15 protein-coding genes are annotated in these 17,228 nt (G+C 44.4%); 6 read left to right on the plus strand and 9 right to left on the minus strand.

Annotated features, from left to right (window positions below; genetic code table 11):
* Positions 1-919: site-specific integrase (locus DWX33_RS10750; RefSeq protein ID WP_122380416.1), on the minus strand; the 919-nt coding region annotated here is incomplete at its 3' end.
* A gap of 98 nt (positions 920-1,017) precedes the next feature.
* The gene (secDF, locus tag DWX33_RS10755) at positions 1,018-4,017 is read right to left on the minus strand and encodes a protein translocase subunit SecDF (RefSeq protein WP_122380383.1); all 3,000 of its coding nucleotides are present in this window, start codon (positions 4,015-4,017) and stop codon (positions 1,018-1,020) included.
* A 172-nt stretch (positions 4,018-4,189) separates the two neighbouring features.
* Between secDF and DWX33_RS10760 the strand changes: the two genes are divergently transcribed.
* Positions 4,190-5,164 (plus strand): DUF4468 domain-containing protein, encoded by a 975-nt coding sequence (locus DWX33_RS10760; RefSeq protein WP_005867667.1) that lies wholly within the window; start codon positions 4,190-4,192, stop codon positions 5,162-5,164.
* A gap of 20 nt (positions 5,165-5,184) precedes the next feature.
* Positions 5,185-5,739 (plus strand): DUF4468 domain-containing protein, encoded by a 555-nt coding sequence (locus DWX33_RS10765; RefSeq protein WP_122380384.1) that lies wholly within the window; start codon positions 5,185-5,187, stop codon positions 5,737-5,739.
* A gap of 10 nt (positions 5,740-5,749) precedes the next feature.
* On the opposite strand, the gene DWX33_RS10770 is transcribed toward DWX33_RS10765, so the two are convergent.
* The 3 genes from DWX33_RS10770 to DWX33_RS10780 are packed head-to-tail and all read right to left on the minus strand — an operon-like array spanning position 5,750 to position 8,438.
* Positions 5,750-6,847: an endonuclease/exonuclease/phosphatase family protein gene (locus DWX33_RS10770; RefSeq protein ID WP_008779258.1), complete on the minus strand. Its 1,098-nt coding sequence runs from the start codon at positions 6,845-6,847 to the stop codon at positions 5,750-5,752.
* Between the two features lie 9 nt (positions 6,848-6,856).
* On the minus strand, positions 6,857-7,735 hold the full coding sequence (locus DWX33_RS10775; protein WP_122297728.1) for a rhomboid family intramembrane serine protease: 879 nt from the start codon (positions 7,733-7,735) through the stop codon (positions 6,857-6,859).
* Positions 7,716-8,438: a rhomboid family intramembrane serine protease gene (locus tag DWX33_RS10780; protein WP_005867662.1), complete on the minus strand. Its 723-nt coding sequence runs from the start codon at positions 8,436-8,438 to the stop codon at positions 7,716-7,718. The genes DWX33_RS10775 and DWX33_RS10780 overlap by 20 nt, the downstream gene beginning before the upstream one ends.
* A 186-nt stretch (positions 8,439-8,624) precedes the next feature.
* On the opposite strand from DWX33_RS10780, the gene DWX33_RS10785 reads away from it, so the two are divergent.
* From DWX33_RS10785 to DWX33_RS10795, 3 genes are all read left to right on the plus strand, one after another.
* Complete coding sequence (locus DWX33_RS10785) at positions 8,625-8,897, plus strand: HU family DNA-binding protein (protein WP_005859256.1); 273 nt, start codon at positions 8,625-8,627, stop codon at positions 8,895-8,897.
* 102 nt (positions 8,898-8,999) lie between these two features.
* A complete protein-coding gene (argS, locus tag DWX33_RS10790) occupies positions 9,000-10,793 on the plus strand; it encodes an arginine--tRNA ligase (protein WP_005867661.1) in 1,794 nt (597 codons plus the stop codon).
* 9 nt (positions 10,794-10,802) lie between these two features.
* The gene (locus tag DWX33_RS10795) at positions 10,803-11,681 is read left to right on the plus strand and encodes a VIT1/CCC1 transporter family protein (protein WP_005867660.1); all 879 of its coding nucleotides are present in this window, start codon (positions 10,803-10,805) and stop codon (positions 11,679-11,681) included.
* Positions 11,682-11,757: 76 nt separating this feature from the next.
* On the opposite strand, the gene topA is transcribed toward DWX33_RS10795, so the two are convergent.
* Positions 11,758-14,106, minus strand: a complete 2,349-nt coding sequence (gene topA, locus DWX33_RS10800; RefSeq protein WP_008772731.1) for a type I DNA topoisomerase — start codon at positions 14,104-14,106, stop codon at positions 11,758-11,760.
* Positions 14,107-14,267: 161 nt separating this feature from the next.
* On the opposite strand from topA, the gene DWX33_RS10805 reads away from it, so the two are divergent.
* On the plus strand, positions 14,268-14,531 hold the full coding sequence (locus tag DWX33_RS10805) for a tetratricopeptide repeat protein (protein ID WP_122380417.1): 264 nt from the start codon (positions 14,268-14,270) through the stop codon (positions 14,529-14,531).
* 261 nt (positions 14,532-14,792) lie between these two features.
* On the opposite strand, the gene DWX33_RS10810 is transcribed toward DWX33_RS10805, so the two are convergent.
* The 3 genes from DWX33_RS10810 to DWX33_RS10820 are packed head-to-tail and all read right to left on the minus strand — an operon-like array spanning position 14,793 to position 17,228.
* The gene (locus DWX33_RS10810; RefSeq protein ID WP_022192002.1) at positions 14,793-15,164 is read right to left on the minus strand and encodes a hypothetical protein; all 372 of its coding nucleotides are present in this window, start codon (positions 15,162-15,164) and stop codon (positions 14,793-14,795) included.
* A 37-nt stretch (positions 15,165-15,201) separates the two neighbouring features.
* The gene (locus DWX33_RS10815) at positions 15,202-16,365 is read right to left on the minus strand and encodes a PP2C family protein-serine/threonine phosphatase (protein WP_005859268.1); all 1,164 of its coding nucleotides are present in this window, start codon (positions 16,363-16,365) and stop codon (positions 15,202-15,204) included.
* Positions 16,366-16,376: 11 nt separating this feature from the next.
* The gene (locus tag DWX33_RS10820; RefSeq protein ID WP_005867658.1) at positions 16,377-17,228 is read right to left on the minus strand and encodes a sensor histidine kinase; all 852 of its coding nucleotides are present in this window, start codon (positions 17,226-17,228) and stop codon (positions 16,377-16,379) included.

A 17,228-nucleotide genomic window follows, 5' to 3' on the forward strand; every position in this document is an offset into this window, starting at 1 on the left:
GCGCATAATTATACACACTCTCGAAACAAAGTTTGTTTACGGTTGAGAGCTTTTCTAAAGAGAAACTCTTCAAGTATATTTGCGTAGTCTTGATAGATTTATGCCCTAACAGTTCACTGATCATCTCGATCGGTACGTTTTGTTCCTTCAAGGTCGTGGCGAAAGAATGGCGAATCGTGTATGAGGTAACCCGAGTACGAATACCGATGGATTCCGACAGTGTTTTCAATCTGCGGTTAAAACCTCCTAATACGGTATTATATTCCTTGTAGGCATCCTCACCGGTCTTCATTCCCTCTAAAAACGGAAACAGATAGGGCGAATCCTCGGTTGTATCGGCTGCCAACTCATTCAGCAGCCCTTGTGCCTCCGCTGGGATCTCCACCTGTATAAGGGATCCGCTTTTCTGCCGATAATAAGACAAGATCCCTTCCTTGATATCCTCCTTTCGCAAATGCGCTAAATCTACGAAAGCCATCCCGCAAAACAAAAACATCAGGCAAAAGGCTGATTGGGTCCTCTTCTGTTGCGGATCTGTCACCGGGCTTGTCATCAGCAAGCGCAGGCTTTCCGAAGGCAACGCCTTTTTACGTTTACTCTCAACCCCCGTAAACACATTCTTAAACAAATGAGGGATATAGGCAGCCTCACCCACCTCTACCGCTAAATTATAGATGTGACGAATCCGGCGCATATAAGTAGATACCGTGTTACGAGCACATCCCTTGGCCAACAGCCAAGATTGATAACGCAAAAGTGTATCCCGATTAATATACGCATAAGGAATCTCTTCCCGGCCACAAAAACATTTAAACGACCTCAACGCATCTTGATAACTCTTCGCCGTGGAATAACGCTTTTTCTCACGCAGGTAGGTGATATACGTAAGTACACCCACCACAAAATCATTCTCATTCATACTTTATCTCCTTAAGAATTAATACATAAAAAAATCCTCTATCTCTCCGTTGGCACGGGAAAGATAGAGGATCTTCATAAAATCCTTAAAGGAAGATATTATTTTCCGGCTTTCTCAGCAGCAGCTTTCTTATTGATCTTCTTCTTCTGCAACTCGTAAGCGATCGGAGTAGCGACGAACAAGGTAGAATATGTACCGACAATGATACCTAATAAGATAGCGAACGTAAAGCTTCGGATCGTGCTACCGCCCAAGATGAAGATACACAATACAACCACCAACGTAGTTAATGATGTATTAAATGTACGACACAAGGTAGAGTTCAACGCATCATTGATCACTTGATAACGATCACGCTTCGGATACAAAGCGATCGTCTCACGGATACGGTCGAATACAACCACGGTATCATTGATAGAGTAACCGATAATTGTCAAGATAGCAGCGATAAACGTCTGGTCTACCTCCATTGAGAACGGAAGAACCTTCCATAACAAGGTATAGAAAGAGATGATACAGAACGTTGTCGTTGCCACGGAAGCGAACGCACCTACAGAGAACGATATATCACGGAAACGAAGCAGGATATAAGCGGCCATACAGATCATGGCGAAGATTACCGCCAAGATAGCGCTATTCTTGATATCGTCTGCCATACTAGGACCTACCTTCTGTGAACTTTGTATGAAAGTAGTCGTGAACTCATCTAATGTAGTTCCTTCCGGAAGTAAGGATTTCACGCCCTCAAACAATTTATTCTCGATCTCTTGATCTACCGTAGGATCATTATCATCGATCTTATAGTTGGTAGACACACGTACTTGATCCGCTGTACCGATCTGGATAACACTAACAGAACCGTCTAACTGAGCGTCCAGCATATTACGAACATCGTCTGTCTTCACCTCTTGATTGAAGCGGATCACGTAATTACGTCCACCCGTGAAATCGATACCATTATTCAAACCGATCGTCATAAAGGAGATAGCACCTAAGACGATGATTGCCGCCGGAATCAAATAACCGACCTTGCGAGCACCCAAGAAATTGATCTTTGGGTTTGTCAGCAAGTCTTTCGTCAGAGAAGTCGTGAATGTCACGTTCTTCAATTTATCTTTCGCTAACAATGCCTCATAAACGATACGAGTCAAGAACACGGCTGTAAGGAAGGAAGCGAACAAACCGATGATCATCGTCGTAGCGAAACCACGGATAGGACCTGTACCGAAATAGAACAATACGATACCGGTAATGATAGATGTCAAGTTAGAGTCGAAGATAGCGGAAAACGCATTGCCGTAACCATCGGCAATTGCCTTTCCTAAAGACTTACCGGCACGAAGTTCCTCTTTCGTACGCTCATAGATCAATACGTTCGCATCGACTGCCATACCTAGCGTCAACACCATACCGGCAATACCCGGCAAGGTAAGAACGGCTTGGAAAGAAGCAAGGATACCCATCGTGAAGAAAATGTTCAATACCAAAGCACCATCGGCGATCAATCCCGGTACCAATCCATAGAATGCGCACATATAGATCATCAACAGCACCAATGCCAACACGAAAGAGATCACACCCGCATTGATAGCCTCTTGTCCTAATGACGGACCAACGACGTCTTCTTGAACGATATGTACGGAAGCAGCCATCTTACCCGATTTCAATACGTTCGCTAAGTCCTTCGCCTCTTCCGGTGTAAAGTGACCGGTGATTTGTGAACGACCTCCCGTGATCTCATCGTTTACGTTCGGAGCGGAATAAACCATCTCATCCAAAACGATAGCGATCTGGCGACCGATATTCTCTTTCGTCAAACGAGCCCAAGCCTTAGAGCCTTCGGCATTCATAACCATGTTAACCATTTGCTCTGAACGACCGGCTTGTTGCATAAAGTCAGCGTTAGCATCTGTTACTACGTCACCACCTAAAGCGGGACTTCCGTCACGGTTCGTTACCTTCAAGGCATATAACTCAAAGAACTGCTCTTTATCATCGATCGCCTTTACACCCCATTTTAAAGCCAAGTTACGAGGCAATACCTCTTTCACTTGTTTCATGTTCAGGTATTCGCTGATCTTCTCCATATCTTTTGCTTGAGCGATACCTACCGTCGAACCCGGAGACAACTGACCGTTGTACTGGCTAATCTGCAATAAAGCAAATAATGGATGTTGCTTAGCGAACTCTTCCATGCTTTGATTAGCTTCCGTATCTTTTTTATCTTGACCAAGCTCAGCCAACAAAGAATCGGCCTCACTTACATTCGCATCAGCGGCATCAGCGATTTTCTCAACATTATCGGTAACTACAGAATCAGCGGAAGCCTCCTTACTTAGGATAGTAGCCAATACATTATCAGCGGCAACCAATTGTTGATAGATTTCCGGCAACTTATAAGTTTCCCAGAATTCCAAGTTAGCGCTACCTTGAAGCAACTTACGAACACGTTCCGGTTCTTTCACACCCGGCAACTCAACCAAGATACGACCCGCTGTCTCCAAACGTTGGATGTTCGGAGAAACCACACCGAAACGGTCGATACGAGTACGCAATACGTTGAATGAGTTATCAATCGCACTTTGCAACTCTTGTTTCAAAACAGAAACAACCTGAGCGTCTGAGCTTTGGGGCGTGATTTTATCTTTTAACTCGAATGTACTGAAAATAGCGGAAAGACGTGCGCCGCTATCCAACTTCTTATACTCCTCAGCGAAAAGGTCGATGAAATCTTTTTGGCTAGTCGCTTGATGCGCATAAGCTAAATCCAACGCCTTGTTGAAATTCTCGTCTTGGTTGTTGTTAGACAACGAACGGATTACATCCGCCACGTTCAACTCAAGGACAACGTTCATACCGCCCTTTAAGTCAAGACCTAAACTAATTTCCATTTCACGGCATTGCTTAAGCGTATAGCCTAACCATACCTTCTGAGTAGATAGTGAGTCTAAATAAGCACTCTCTTTCGCAGGATCTCCACCCGCATACTCAGCGGCTTTACTGTTGTAATGTTGCGTCACGAACGAGAACGACAAATAGAACAAACAGACAAGCGTAAGTAACACCGCGAAGACCTTTACAAATCCTTTGTTTTGCATCTGAATCTTAGGTTTATGTTATTACATTATTTATATTCGTTTTTTCACAGGGTGCAAATATAGACTTTTTTTCTTTGATAAAGAGCAATTAGTATAATTATTTGTCACGCTCATAGTTTATTTCAAACGCAAATGTATATCTTTGGGGCTAAAATAATAAGGAAAATATACCATGAAACAGTTATTATTCGCTCTGTTATTTATCCCCGCCCTGCTATTCGCACAAGAGGATCAACACTATCTGGCAGGGGCCGTTCCGGTTGCAGACGGTAAAGTCGTTTTTACCCGAGAGATTAATGCCCCCTCTTTAAGCAAGGCACAAATCTACCAACAACTATTAAAATGGGGACAAGAAAATTTTAACACAAAGGAAAGTAGAGTAGCTTATCAAAATGAGGCAAAAGGCGAGATCGCCATTATCGGGGAAGAATATATAGTATTCTCCAGCACAGCCTTATCCCTCGATCGGGCGATGATGAAATACCGTATTATCATTGAATGTAAGGAACATGCTTGTACCCTGCAACTTGCGGGCATCCGATATGAATATAACGTGTCTTACCAGAACGAGCCGGAGAAATACCTAGCCGAGGAATGGATCACGGACGAGTATGCCTTGAATAAGAGCAAGACGAAATTGAACCGTATCAGCGGTAAGTTCCGTAAGGCCACGATTGACTTCGCGGATAAGACGTTCGATAGCGCAGCCAACGCATTAGGGGCACAGTTGCTGACAGCCGCACCGGTAGAACCAGTATCCGCTCCGCAACGGGAAACACGACCTGTGGCACCGATGGAAGGTTTCGTAGCGTTCCAAGCGGACAAAATACCTAGCACGATCCTCCAGATGTTACCGGACAACGCTTTACAGATCAAAGCCGTAAAAGGAAATACGACCGACGCAAACGTTGAATGGAAAGGCATAGGCAATATGTTCGGTAAAACGATCAGTACAATCTCCATATCCAAAGATAGTCCTGCTTATAAAGCGATTGGCAATAACGACGTATATCGATTATCCTTCTCCAAGCCCGGCACATCTGCCGATGCGCCATGGATTATTATCGAGTGCCGTAAACAAGGCGAGACCTCCGAAGGACAGCAAACGATGTTAATCGGCGAGATTACGAATGTATGGATCAAATAACGATAAAGAGAGTTGCATTTATGAAAAAGATTCTATTATTAATATATATGATGTTCCCTGTGCTAGTCATGGCGCAGGGGCATAAAGGTGAGGTAGGCGAATGCGCCCCCATGAAAAACGGGAAGGTATGCTATAGCGATGATGTAGAGATCGAGAATACCTCTAAACTAGAAATATTCAACGCTATTAACGCATGGGCTAAGAAATCTTATGGAAAAGATGTCTTCTTATCCAACGTAAACTCGAACAAGAACAAAGGGACCATCTTCGTAAGCTCTAAGGTTGAATTATTGTTGAATGATACAGACAAGACTATCATTAAATATAAAATGCGTATCACCTGCTTCGACAACCGATACACGATCGAGGCGAGCGATATCATATATCAATATGATCCGCTAAACGATAAAAAGTACAAGACCTATAAAGCGGAAGATGTGATCGCCAATAATGGGGATAGTAATACGATAGCGCTGATCAAAGATCCTAAGCTATTCTGTAACGCTACCTTCTTCTTTGTCGAGAACTTGTTCGCCGACGTATTTGACGCTGCGCAGAACGCAGAATCCGAGTGATGAAACCCTTTTATTCAAGTTTCAGATAACACCATAACGGGTAGTGGTCTGAATAAGCGACCTTATCCACGGAACAATTCATAGAGGTCATGTTCGGGGAATGCAAGATATTATCGATACGGAACCAGAAGAAATTTTGATTATAGGTAATACCCATTCCCCGGCCAGACTCGGCAAAGGCATCCGTCAAATCCCCTTGGATCGTACGGTGCGCATAAGAAATAGGCGTATCATTAAAGTCACCGCATACCAAGACATAATCTCCTTTCGCGTTCTTAATCTCTTCTGATACCGCTTCCGCTTGCTTAGCCCGAATCCGGAAAGCAGGTCCTAGCTTTTGCTCGAACGCTCCTTTCAAATCGTCCAACCCATCCGAGCTAAAGCTCTTTATAAGGGATGAATAACGGGTCCGATCCTCCATCGTCAGTTTAAACGATTCCAAATGGTTATTAATCAAGGTCAACTTCTTTCCCTTGATGTTCACTTCATGCACGGAAGAGCCGTTATAATCCGAATCGTATTTCACCATCCGGGAATTCGACAGCGGATATTTGGAGAACACAGCGATGCCGAAACTTTGGAATTTTGTGGAGCTTTGATAAAATACGGAACGATAAGGATACATGCTCAACGCATCATAGATCTTAGAGGCAGTAAGGCTCTTCTCTGATTTAGCCGTGGCATATTCCTGCAAACAAACAATATCCGCATCCGAGTTAGCGATATATTGGATAATCTTGTTCGGAGCTATCTTCGTATGATTCTTGTACCCAAAAGCCATCACATTATAAGTCAGCACCTTCAGCACCTCTTCCCGAGGGACATCCTTATGCGAATGAAACGGAAAATAGCGTTTCACGGGCCCCCAACATAACAAGAAGGAGAATATGCCGATCAATAAGAACTTCCATTCCCATAAGAACAGCCAATAGATAATAAAGCAAAGATTGACTACACATAAGACTGGAAAGGCTAATCCCAGATAAGATAACGTCATACTCGTCTCAGGAGACACCCGATCCGAGTAAGCCGAGACTATCAACAACACGACAGCCACCACATTCGCTACGACAAATAAGAATTGAAGAAAAATCCGTAGAGTTTTCATAAGTATCTGTTATTTCTTACTGGCGTCGAAAAGTCGCTTTTTCTCTTCAGCGGAAAGGCTCTCATAACCGGAACGTTTCAATTTATCCAGTATAGTATCTAGATCCACCGACTCCTGATGTTTGCGTGCGTTATACTCATAATCCGTCTCGTTACGTTTATAAGTCACACGCATCTTCGGTTTCCGTTTGCCCAAATTCACGAACCAGTCGATCAACCGATTCATTGGAGCGGTCAAGTCCTTTCCATTACGAATACGGGAAGCGAACCACATACCAAACAAAGCCCCGCCGATATGGGCGATATGTCCTCCCGCATTATCAGAAGTCATCGCCAACAAATCGATCACCAGCGTAAAGATAGCCAAATAAATTAATTTGATCCTTCCGATCAAGAATAAATTAATCTCCAAATCCTTCCGGTAAAACGACACGGCGAAAACGATTGCCATAACAGATGCCGAAGCCCCCATCAAATAGCTAAAAGAGGCCACGTTCTGGAAATAAGGGAAAATATTATAAGCAAGGACAAACAACACCGCACCGGCAAGACCTCCCAATATATACAAGCCTCCCAACTGCCGCTCACTGAAGAAATTCAAGAACAATCCCCCGAACCAATACAACCAAAGCATATTGAACAAGATATGCAAGAAGTCAAAATGAGTGAACATATAAGTAAACAACGTCCACGGACGGAAGAGCAAAAGTTCCGGAGAAGCCGGCAACTGCAAATACTGCAAGAAAGGCACCCCTTGCACATTAAAGAGCATAAACAATACGCTGGCCAAACGTATCAAGATAAACAAGCCTACATTTATATATATCAGTTTCGACAGGATATTACCCGACTGAAACGTACGCTTCAAATTAGTAAAAATACCGTCCATTGTCTGCATCTTTCTTTTTCCAATAACGAATTAAGAAATAACCGAATAACATACCCCCCAAATGAGCGAAATGCGCTACCGTATCGCCACCAAAACTAGCCACACCCATAAATAGTTCGGCAAGACCATAAAATATTACGAAATATTTGGCTTTAATCGGGATCGGTATGAACATCAAGTACAAAGGAACATTCGGGAAGATCATCGCAAATGCCAACAAGATTCCGAATACGGCACCCGAAGCGCCAATGGTCACGAAATAATTCAAGAACTCGCTTTTGCTGATAATCTGGGCTCCATTCAAGTTTATCATGTCTTGGCTAGCGAAGATCACATCCCGCAAATTAAAGAACCATACCACCTCTTGTACCAAACCGGCGCCTATACCCGTCACGAAGTAAAAAATCAAGAAACGTTTGGGGCCCCATACGTTCTCCAATACCCGGCCGAACATATAAACGGCGAACATATTAAAAAACACATGCGCAAACGAATGGGTATCGTGCATGAACATATAAGAAACGATCTGATAAGCCTTGAAGTCGGTAGCACCCGGGACGTGAAGCCCTAATAAATCCACTAAATCGACGCCGACTTTCGGCAGTGCAAGGCTGGCTACCCAAAATAGCAAGTTTATAATGATAAGATTTTTCGTTACCGGCGGGATACTATTCAAGAACCCCGAATTTGTCTGATTCATCATATACTACGTTAATTTAGCGGCAAAGGTAAATATATTTTAGCCGTTTTTACCCATAATAATACTAAAACATATGTAAATCGGTAAAAAAAGTAGGTTTTTCTTTTGTGATATTTCAAAATAAAACTACATTTGGAGCCGTCTATCGGTTATCATAGTTTTGTTTAATATATTAACAGTCAAACCATCATGAACAAATCAGAATTTATTAGTGCAGTCGCTGAAAAATCAGGTCTCAGCAAAGTGGATGCTAAAAAGGCAGTAGAAGCTTTTGTTGACACAGTTTCTAACGAATTAAAAGAAGGCGGTAAAGTCGCTCTACTTGGCTTCGGTTCATTCTCTGTGTCAGAGAAGGCCGCTCGTAAAGGTGTTAACCCGAAAACTAAAGAAACCATTGAAATCGCAGCTCGCAAGGCCGTGAAGTTCAAGGCTGGTGCTGAATTGAACGAGCTAATCAAATAAGAAACACCATTATTCTCTATAGAAGAAGGATACGATGCAAATTGTATCCTTTTTTTGTGTACCTTCGCGTACAAATAAAATCCGAATTATAGTTAGACGAATATGGTTATCGAACAACAGATTACCGGGGCTATCATAGCCGGCATCAAAGAGCTGTACGGAGCGGATGTCACCGCTAGCCAAGTGCAGTTACAAAAAACGAAAAAAGAATTCAAGGGGCACTTGACCCTAGTCGTATTCCCATTCCTTCGCATGTCGAAGAAATCTCCGGAGCAGACCGCTCAGGAAATCGGTGAGTACTTGTTGAGAAACGAGCCAGCGGTAGCTGAATTTAATGTAATCAAAGGATTCCTTAACCTGACGGTCGCTTGCTCTTGCTGGATCGATTTACTGAACTCGATCAATGAGCAGCCTGCTTACGGTATCATTCCAGTTACCGAGCAGTCGCCTTTGGTTATGATCGAATATTCCTCTCCCAATACAAATAAACCGCTTCACTTGGGCCATGTCCGCAATAACTTATTAGGATACAGCTTATCGAAGATCATGAAAGCGAACGGTAACCAGATCGTAAAGACGAATATCGTAAACGATCGTGGTATCCATATCTGTAAATCCATGTTGGCTTGGCAGAAATGGGGAAATGGAGCTACCCCAGAGTCTACCGGAAAGAAGGGCGACCATCTGATCGGTGACTTTTACGTATTATTCAGCAACAAATTAAAAGAGGAGACCCATGCGTTAGAAGCGAAAGGCCTTACCAAGGAAGAAGCCGAGGCTCAATCCACCTTGATGGCGGAAGCCCGTGAGATGCTTCGTAAATGGGAAGCCGGAGACAAAGAGGTGCGTGCGCTTTGGGAAATGATGAATAATTGGGTATACGCCGGGTTCAACGAGACCTATAAGATGATGGGCGTAGATTTCGATAAGATTTATTACGAGTCTCAAACCTATCTGGAAGGAAAAGGCAAGGTGATGGAAGGCCTAGAGAAAGGGATTTTCTATCGCCGTGAAGACGGCTCCGTATGGGCAGATTTGACGAAAGACGGGCTGGATGAGAAATTATTGCTTCGTGCGGATGGAACTTCCGTCTATATGACGCAGGATATCGGTACCGCCAAGCTGCGCTTCGATGATTACCCGATCAATAAGATGATCTATGTGGTAGGGAACGAGCAGAATTATCACTTCCAAGTATTATCGATCTTATTGGATAAGTTAGGCTTCGAGTTCGGCAAGGGATTGGTCCACTTCTCCTACGGAATGGTAGAGCTACCGGAAGGTAAGATGAAGAGCCGTGAGGGAACGGTCGTAGACGCCGATGATTTGATGGCCGAGATGATCAGTACCGCACGCGAGATTTCCCAAGAATTAGGGAAATTGGACGAGATGACTCCGGAAGAGGCTGAGAATATCGCCCGTATCGTAGGTCTTGGCTCCTTGAAATATTTCATATTAAAGGTAGACCCTCGCAAGAATATGACGTTCAACCCGAAAGAGTCTATCGACTTCAACGGAAATACGGGACCATTCATCCAATATACCTACGCCCGTATCCGTTCCGTATTGCGCAAAGCAGCGGAACAGGGCATCGCATTACCGGAGCAGTTACCGCTTACTTTCGCCATTTCCGAGAAAGAAGAGAACCTGATCCAAATGATCGCCGATTATGCAGAGATCGTGAAAGAGGCAGGTAAGCTATACAGCCCGGCCTGTGTCGCCAACTATATTTATGATCTGGTAAAGGAATACAATCAATTCTATCACGATTTCTCCATCCTTCGCGAAGAGAATCCGGAATTGAAGAACTTCCGTTTAGTCTTATCCGCCAATGTAGCTAAGATCGTGAAATCCGGTATGGATTTATTAGGCATCGAGGTTCCGGAAAGAATGTAACGATAGAAGATGAACATAAACGAGAAAACAAGAAAGGCTCTCCTTCGATTTCAACAAAATGAAATCACGGAGAGCCTTCTCTATACGCAACTCGCCGCTATCGAGAAAGATCCAAGCAATAAGGAAGTATTACTACAGATAGCGAATGACGAGAAAGGACATTATACGATCCTGAAAAAGTATACGGGGCAAGAGATCTCCCCGAATAAATTACGCGTCACCAAATACTACTGGTTGGCACGTATCTTGGGGATTACTTTCGCCATTAAGCTAATGGAAGGTAGCGAGGAAAGCGCCAAGAATGATTACGCCTCTTATGATGAGTATCCGGATTTGCAACAAATCGCACGTGACGAAGATGAGCATGAGCAGAGGTTGATCGCCTTGATCAATGAGGAGCGGTTGGAATATATGGGTTCTGTCGTACTGGGGCTAAATGACGCTTTGGTAGAATTTACAGGTGCTTTAGCTGGCTTTACCCTTGCCTTGAGCGACTCTAGATTAATAGCTTTGACCGGAAGCATCACTGGAATAGCCGCTGCATTATCCATGGCTTCCTCCGAATATCTATCTACCAAGTCCGAGAATGGAAATGAAAACGGGAAACATCCTGTTAAGGCATCGATCTATACGGGAATAGCTTATATCTTTACGGTAGTCGCCTTGGTCGCTCCATTTATCTTTATATCAAACGTATTAATGGCTTTAGGGCTTATGCTCATCATAGCGTTGAGTATCATCGCCCTTTTCAACTATTATTATTCCATAGCGAGAAGCGAGAGTTTCCGGAAGCGTTTTACCGAGATGGCAGTACTTAGTTTTAGCGTGGCCGCATTAAGCTTCTTGATCGGATATGCGTTAAAAGAATTTACGGGCATCGATGTCTAAAAAATCATAGTTATGTTTTGAAAAATTCATAGTTATGAGTTTAGTAAATCATAACTATGAATTTTTAGAGCTATAATCAAGCCTTTTTCCGTGTCGTACGTTTCTTCGTTGCGGCTGGTTTTTCTCCCGCCTCGGCGATTATCTTCTGGCATTCCTCCAAGGTCAAGTTCTCCGGTTTCTCTATCGTCTTAGGGATTCTGTAATTCTTTTTCTTATAAGAGATATAAGGGCCGAAGCGACCATTCAAGATCTCCATTTCCGGGTCCTCATCGAACTTCTTGATAAATCGTTGCTCATCCTTTTGCTTTTTTGCCTCGATCAACTCGATAGCTTCCTCGGCTGTTATCGACAAAGGATTCAAGCCCTTCGGTATGGATACGAACTTTCCGTCATGACGGATAAACGGGCCAAAACGTCCGACAGCGGCAACCATGACCTTACCTTCATATTCACCGATCGTACGGGGTAGATCAAACAATTTCAAGGCTTCTTCCAAAGTAATCGTCTCGATAGACTGCCCTTTCATCAAGGTAGCGAACTGAGGTTTAGGAGCCTCTTTATCCTCCGGGTGCGCCTGCCCGATCTGTACGACTGGGCCATAACGACCTATCTTCACGAAAACAGGTTTGCCGCTCTTCGGATCGATACCCAATTCACGCTCACCCACTTTATGCTCCGTACGGACAGAGGCTGCCTCTTCCACGATCGGATGGAATAGTTTATAGAATTTATCGATCGCGTCCGTCCATACCATCTCGCCTTCCGCTACGGCATCGAATTCCTTCTCCACGCTCGCCGTGAAGTTATAATCCATAACGCCCGGGAAATACTCCATCAAGAAATCATTCACGACCGTACCGATATCGGTTGGCATCAACTTATTCCGGTCCGCCCCTACGATCTCCGTCTTTTGGACTTCCTTGATCGTATGCTGAGCCAAGGTTATGATATTATAAGTACGCTCCGTTCCTTCCTTATCCCCTTTCACGACATACTCTCGATTCTGAATCGTCTGGATCGTAGGCGCATAGGTAGAAGGACGACCGATTCCCAATTCCTCCAAACGGCGAACCAAACTTGCTTCCGTATAGCGGGGAGGACGTTGCGTGAAACGTTCGGTAGCGACTATATCCTTCATACTCAATACCTCGTTCAAGGTAACCGGAGGAAGAAGGCCGTTTTCCTGTTCCTTCTCATTCTCGTCATCAAAACTCTCGCGGTACACCTGAAGGAAACCGTCAAAAGTAATGACCTCACCGGTAGCCACGAACTTCTCTTTCTTGCCGCCGATGCCTACGGAGATCGTCGTACGCTCCAACTCGGCGTCCGCCATCTGGCAAGCGATCGTACGTTTGCGGATCAATTCGTATAATCTCTTTTCCTGAGCGGTCCCGCTTATCTCATCATTGCTGATATAGGTCGGACGAATCGCCTCGTGCGCTTCTTGCGCTCCCTTGCTCTTGGTATGATATTGACGGAATTTATAATATTTCTCACCGTAGGTATCCAAGATAGCCTCTTTTGCCGTCCCCAAAGCCAAATCACTTAAGTTCACGGAGTCAGTACGCATATACGTGATCAATCCGGACTCATACAGGCGTTGGGCGATCATCATGGTCTGCGAGACCGAATAACCCAACTTACGGGCGGCCTCCTGCTGCAAGGTAGATGTCGTAAAAGGAGGGGCTGGTGTTTTACGCACCGGCTTTTTCGAGATATCATCGATCGTGAAAGAAGCGTCCTTGCAAGATTCAAGGAATGCCTCCACCTCTTCCTTATCTTTCAAACGACGGTTCAGCTCCGCCTTGAGGATTGTCGTACCATCCGGCAAGATAAAGCTAGCGATCACACGGTAGGCGGCCTCCGAGACAAACTCGTTGATCTCTCGCTCCCGCTCTACGATCAGACGTACGGCAACCGATTGCACGCGCCCCGCGGATAAAGCCGGCTTCACCTTACGCCAAAGAATGGGGGATAGCTCGAAACCCACGATACGGTCTAAGATACGACGGGCTTGCTGCGCGTTCACCAAATCGATATTGATATCTCTCGGCGTCTCGATCGCATGTAATATAGCGTTCTTGGTAATTTCATGAAAAACGATACGTTTCGTATTCTCAGGTTTCAATCCTAATACCTCATATAAATGCCAAGAGATGGCCTCTCCCTCCCGGTCCTCATCGGAAGCCAACCAAACCTGCTCGGCTTTCTTGGCTTCGTTCTTCAATTCGGTCACGAGTTTCTTCTTATCTGAGGGAATCACGTATTCCGGGGCATAATTGTGTTCGAGGTCTATACTGAAATCTTTCGTTTTCAAGTCGCGGATATGACCATAGCTAGACATAACCTTATAGTCCTTTCCGAGGAACTTCTCGATGGTTTTTGCCTTGGCGGGTGACTCCACTATTACCAAATTCTTTTGCATATCTATTTTTTGCTGGTTAGAAATCGGGTGCAAACTTACACAAATAATTAACGTACGCAGTATATCGATCACTAAAAAAGCGTTTTTTCCTATACATTATATATATAGTCATGCGTTTCTATTTACCTTCGCGGGACAAAATCAAAAAGCTATTCAAAAATATGGAAGAGATAAAGCAACTTATTTCAGAGAATAAACTAGAAGAAGCGATCCGGCTCTTGGACGCTTACCTCACGGAGCAACCGAGATCCGACGAGGCTTGGTTTCTCCTCGGAAAAGCTCATTATAAACTAGGCAACGTACGCCTAGCCCTCAACAGCTACCTGCAAGCGATAGAGATCAATCCGGAAAGCCCGGCACAAGCGGCCTACGATATGGCGATCAAGGTGCTGGATTTTTATAATAAGGATATGTACAACCATTAAGAAGACAGAGCACCCGCACCCAAATAAATTCTAGAAGTACAAGTAGCCCTACTTTATACGTTTATGAAGTTAGTTGTTATTGATATAGCGTTTATTTGTATAATGCTCATTTACAACCTATAACGTAAGCTCTTCATAATAGGCATCGTTAAAGGCTTACAATGGGCAATGTTAGGTGCTAAGAATACCCATCGTAATTTGTAGAGACGGGGCATGCCCCGTCTCTACAAGATATACAATGAATTTATGTTTCTTTAGATTTCAATCTTCCATGGGAGTAATCGTATAGTCATGCAGACAGAAGAATTCCTCTGTCAACATAGTAGGTGGAATCTTTCCCTCTTCCAAGGAATAGCCCACTCCACTGAAACGAACATTCAGCCCCTCCTGCTGATAAGCCATCGGCATATCCTCCACATAGTAATTACCCACGAAATCGATTGGTTTGGAACAAACTATGGCCCATAGATTCACCCGATCGTCCCAACGAATACGACCAAACTCATCAACTAGATCCGTCCTTCGCCCATGCTCATGCTTATCCTCATGCTCATCATCACCGCAAGCGGTAAAGCCTAGCATGGTAATAGTACACAGGCAAAATGATAAAAATACAGAAAATGCTTTTTTCATATAAGTAAACTTTAAGAAATTACCTTTATCCAGATGATTATCCTTTATAAGTCAGCGCCAACATCGTAATATCATCGCTCTGCGTAGCGCCGTTCACGAATGATTGGACGGATTCGGATATACCTTCGATCATGGATTTGGGGGATTGGTTCTTTACGGAGCTACAAGCCTCTACCAAACGGATATCTCCATATTGCTCATTCCGTAGGTTCATCGCCTCACTGATTCCATCCGTATAGAGGAACAAGCTGTCTCCCGCTTCCAGTTTCAAGGATTGTTCTTTATAAGCTAATCCCGGCACGACTCCCAAGGCCATCCCACCAGTCATCGGCAAAAGAGATACCTTATCGTTCTTACGAATCCAAACCGGACGGTTGTGCCCGCCGTTGCAATACACCACGTCGCCCGTATGGATATTCAAGATAGCGTAAAAAGTAGTGACAAACATCCCGTTGACACTCTCACGGCACAATAGATCATTCGATTCCTTCATACAGACCGCCGGGGAAAGCTGCCTAAGCGCCGTAGCACGGATCACCGTACGGCTGATCGCCATGAAAATAGCGGCGGGAATCCCTTTATCCGACACGTCGGCGATCGTAAAGCCCAGATGATTATCGTCCACCAAGAAGAAATCATAGAAATCACCCCCCACGGCCTTCGCCGCGCTCATGGTCGCATAGAGATCGAATTGCTTATATTGCGGGAACGGAGGGAACTGCTTCGGCAAGATCGATTGCTGTATCTCACGTGCCACGTTCAAGTCGTATTGTATCTCCTCTAGCTGATGATGTTCCTTTTGGGCCTCCTTGATAAAAGAAATCTGCTCGACCGCCTTCTCGATCGTACGTTCCAGATCCTCCATATCGATCGGCTTGGTAGCGAAGTCGAAAGCACCATGGTTCATGGCGGTACGAATATTCTCCATATCCCCGTAAGCCGATACGATGATACATTTCAAGGCCGGGTTACGCATCTCGTTAATCTTCGTCAGCAATGTCAAGCCATCCATCTCCGGCATATTGATATCGCTCAATATGATATCAAAGTCCGGATGGTCCAACATCATCCTCAACGCCTCCAAGCCATTATGGGCAAAGGAGAACTCATACTCTCCCTTACGGATCTTCCGACGGAAATATTGGGTTAGCAACGCTTCCAGATCCTGTTCGTCGTCTACGCTTAATATCTTGATCGCCATAATTCTTCTGTTTATTTCGTTAATGGAATAAGGAATATGAAACGGGTAAACTCACCTTCTTTCGATTCCACCTCTATCTTCCCATCATGCTTCTCCTCTATAATGGATCGAGTAATAGATAGCCCCAAGCCAGTTCCCTCTCCCACCGGTTTCGTGGTGAAAAACGCGGAGAATATCTGCTCCCGGATATCCTCCGGCATACCGATACCATTATCCTCGATACTTAATCTTAAAGAATCTCCCTCCTTCCGTAGATCCACGGATATAACCGGCTCATACCCGATCGGCGAGAGCTTGGATTTACTATAGACCGCATAGCAAGCGTTATTCATGACATTCAATACCGCACGGCTCAAATCTTGCGGGATCACTTTCAGCATCGGAAGCCCCTCCTCGTAATGCTCCCGGATCGCAATATTGAAACCTTTATAGTTCGCTCGCATCGAATGATAAGCCAGCCAAACATATTCCTTCACCAGATTCTTGATATCCGTAGGGATGTACTCGTCATCCTTCCCTCTGGAATAAAGCAAGATACCCCGGATGATACTTGTCGCCCGGTTTCCATGTTCCTCGATCTTCTTCAAGTTACCATGCAAATCGTTAACGATCTCGCTAAACTCCTCATGCAAGGCGGTCAGCTTCTCCCAAGATTCCGGAGGCAAGACATCTTTCTCTTCTTCTAAAATATCTTCCAAGTCATCCACTAACTTAGAGGACAGCTTACTGAAATTGATGACAAAGTTGAGCGGATTCTGGATCTCATGCGCGATCCCGGCACTCAACATACCTAAAGAAGATAATTTCTCTAAGTTCTTCACTTGCAAACGTAGCCGTTCTATTTCCTTACTCTGGTCTTCCAT

The sequence above is a fragment of the Parabacteroides sp. AF19-14 genome (assembly GCF_003635485.1).
GTDB classification, from domain to species: Bacteria; Bacteroidota; Bacteroidia; order Bacteroidales; family Tannerellaceae; genus Parabacteroides; species Parabacteroides distasonis.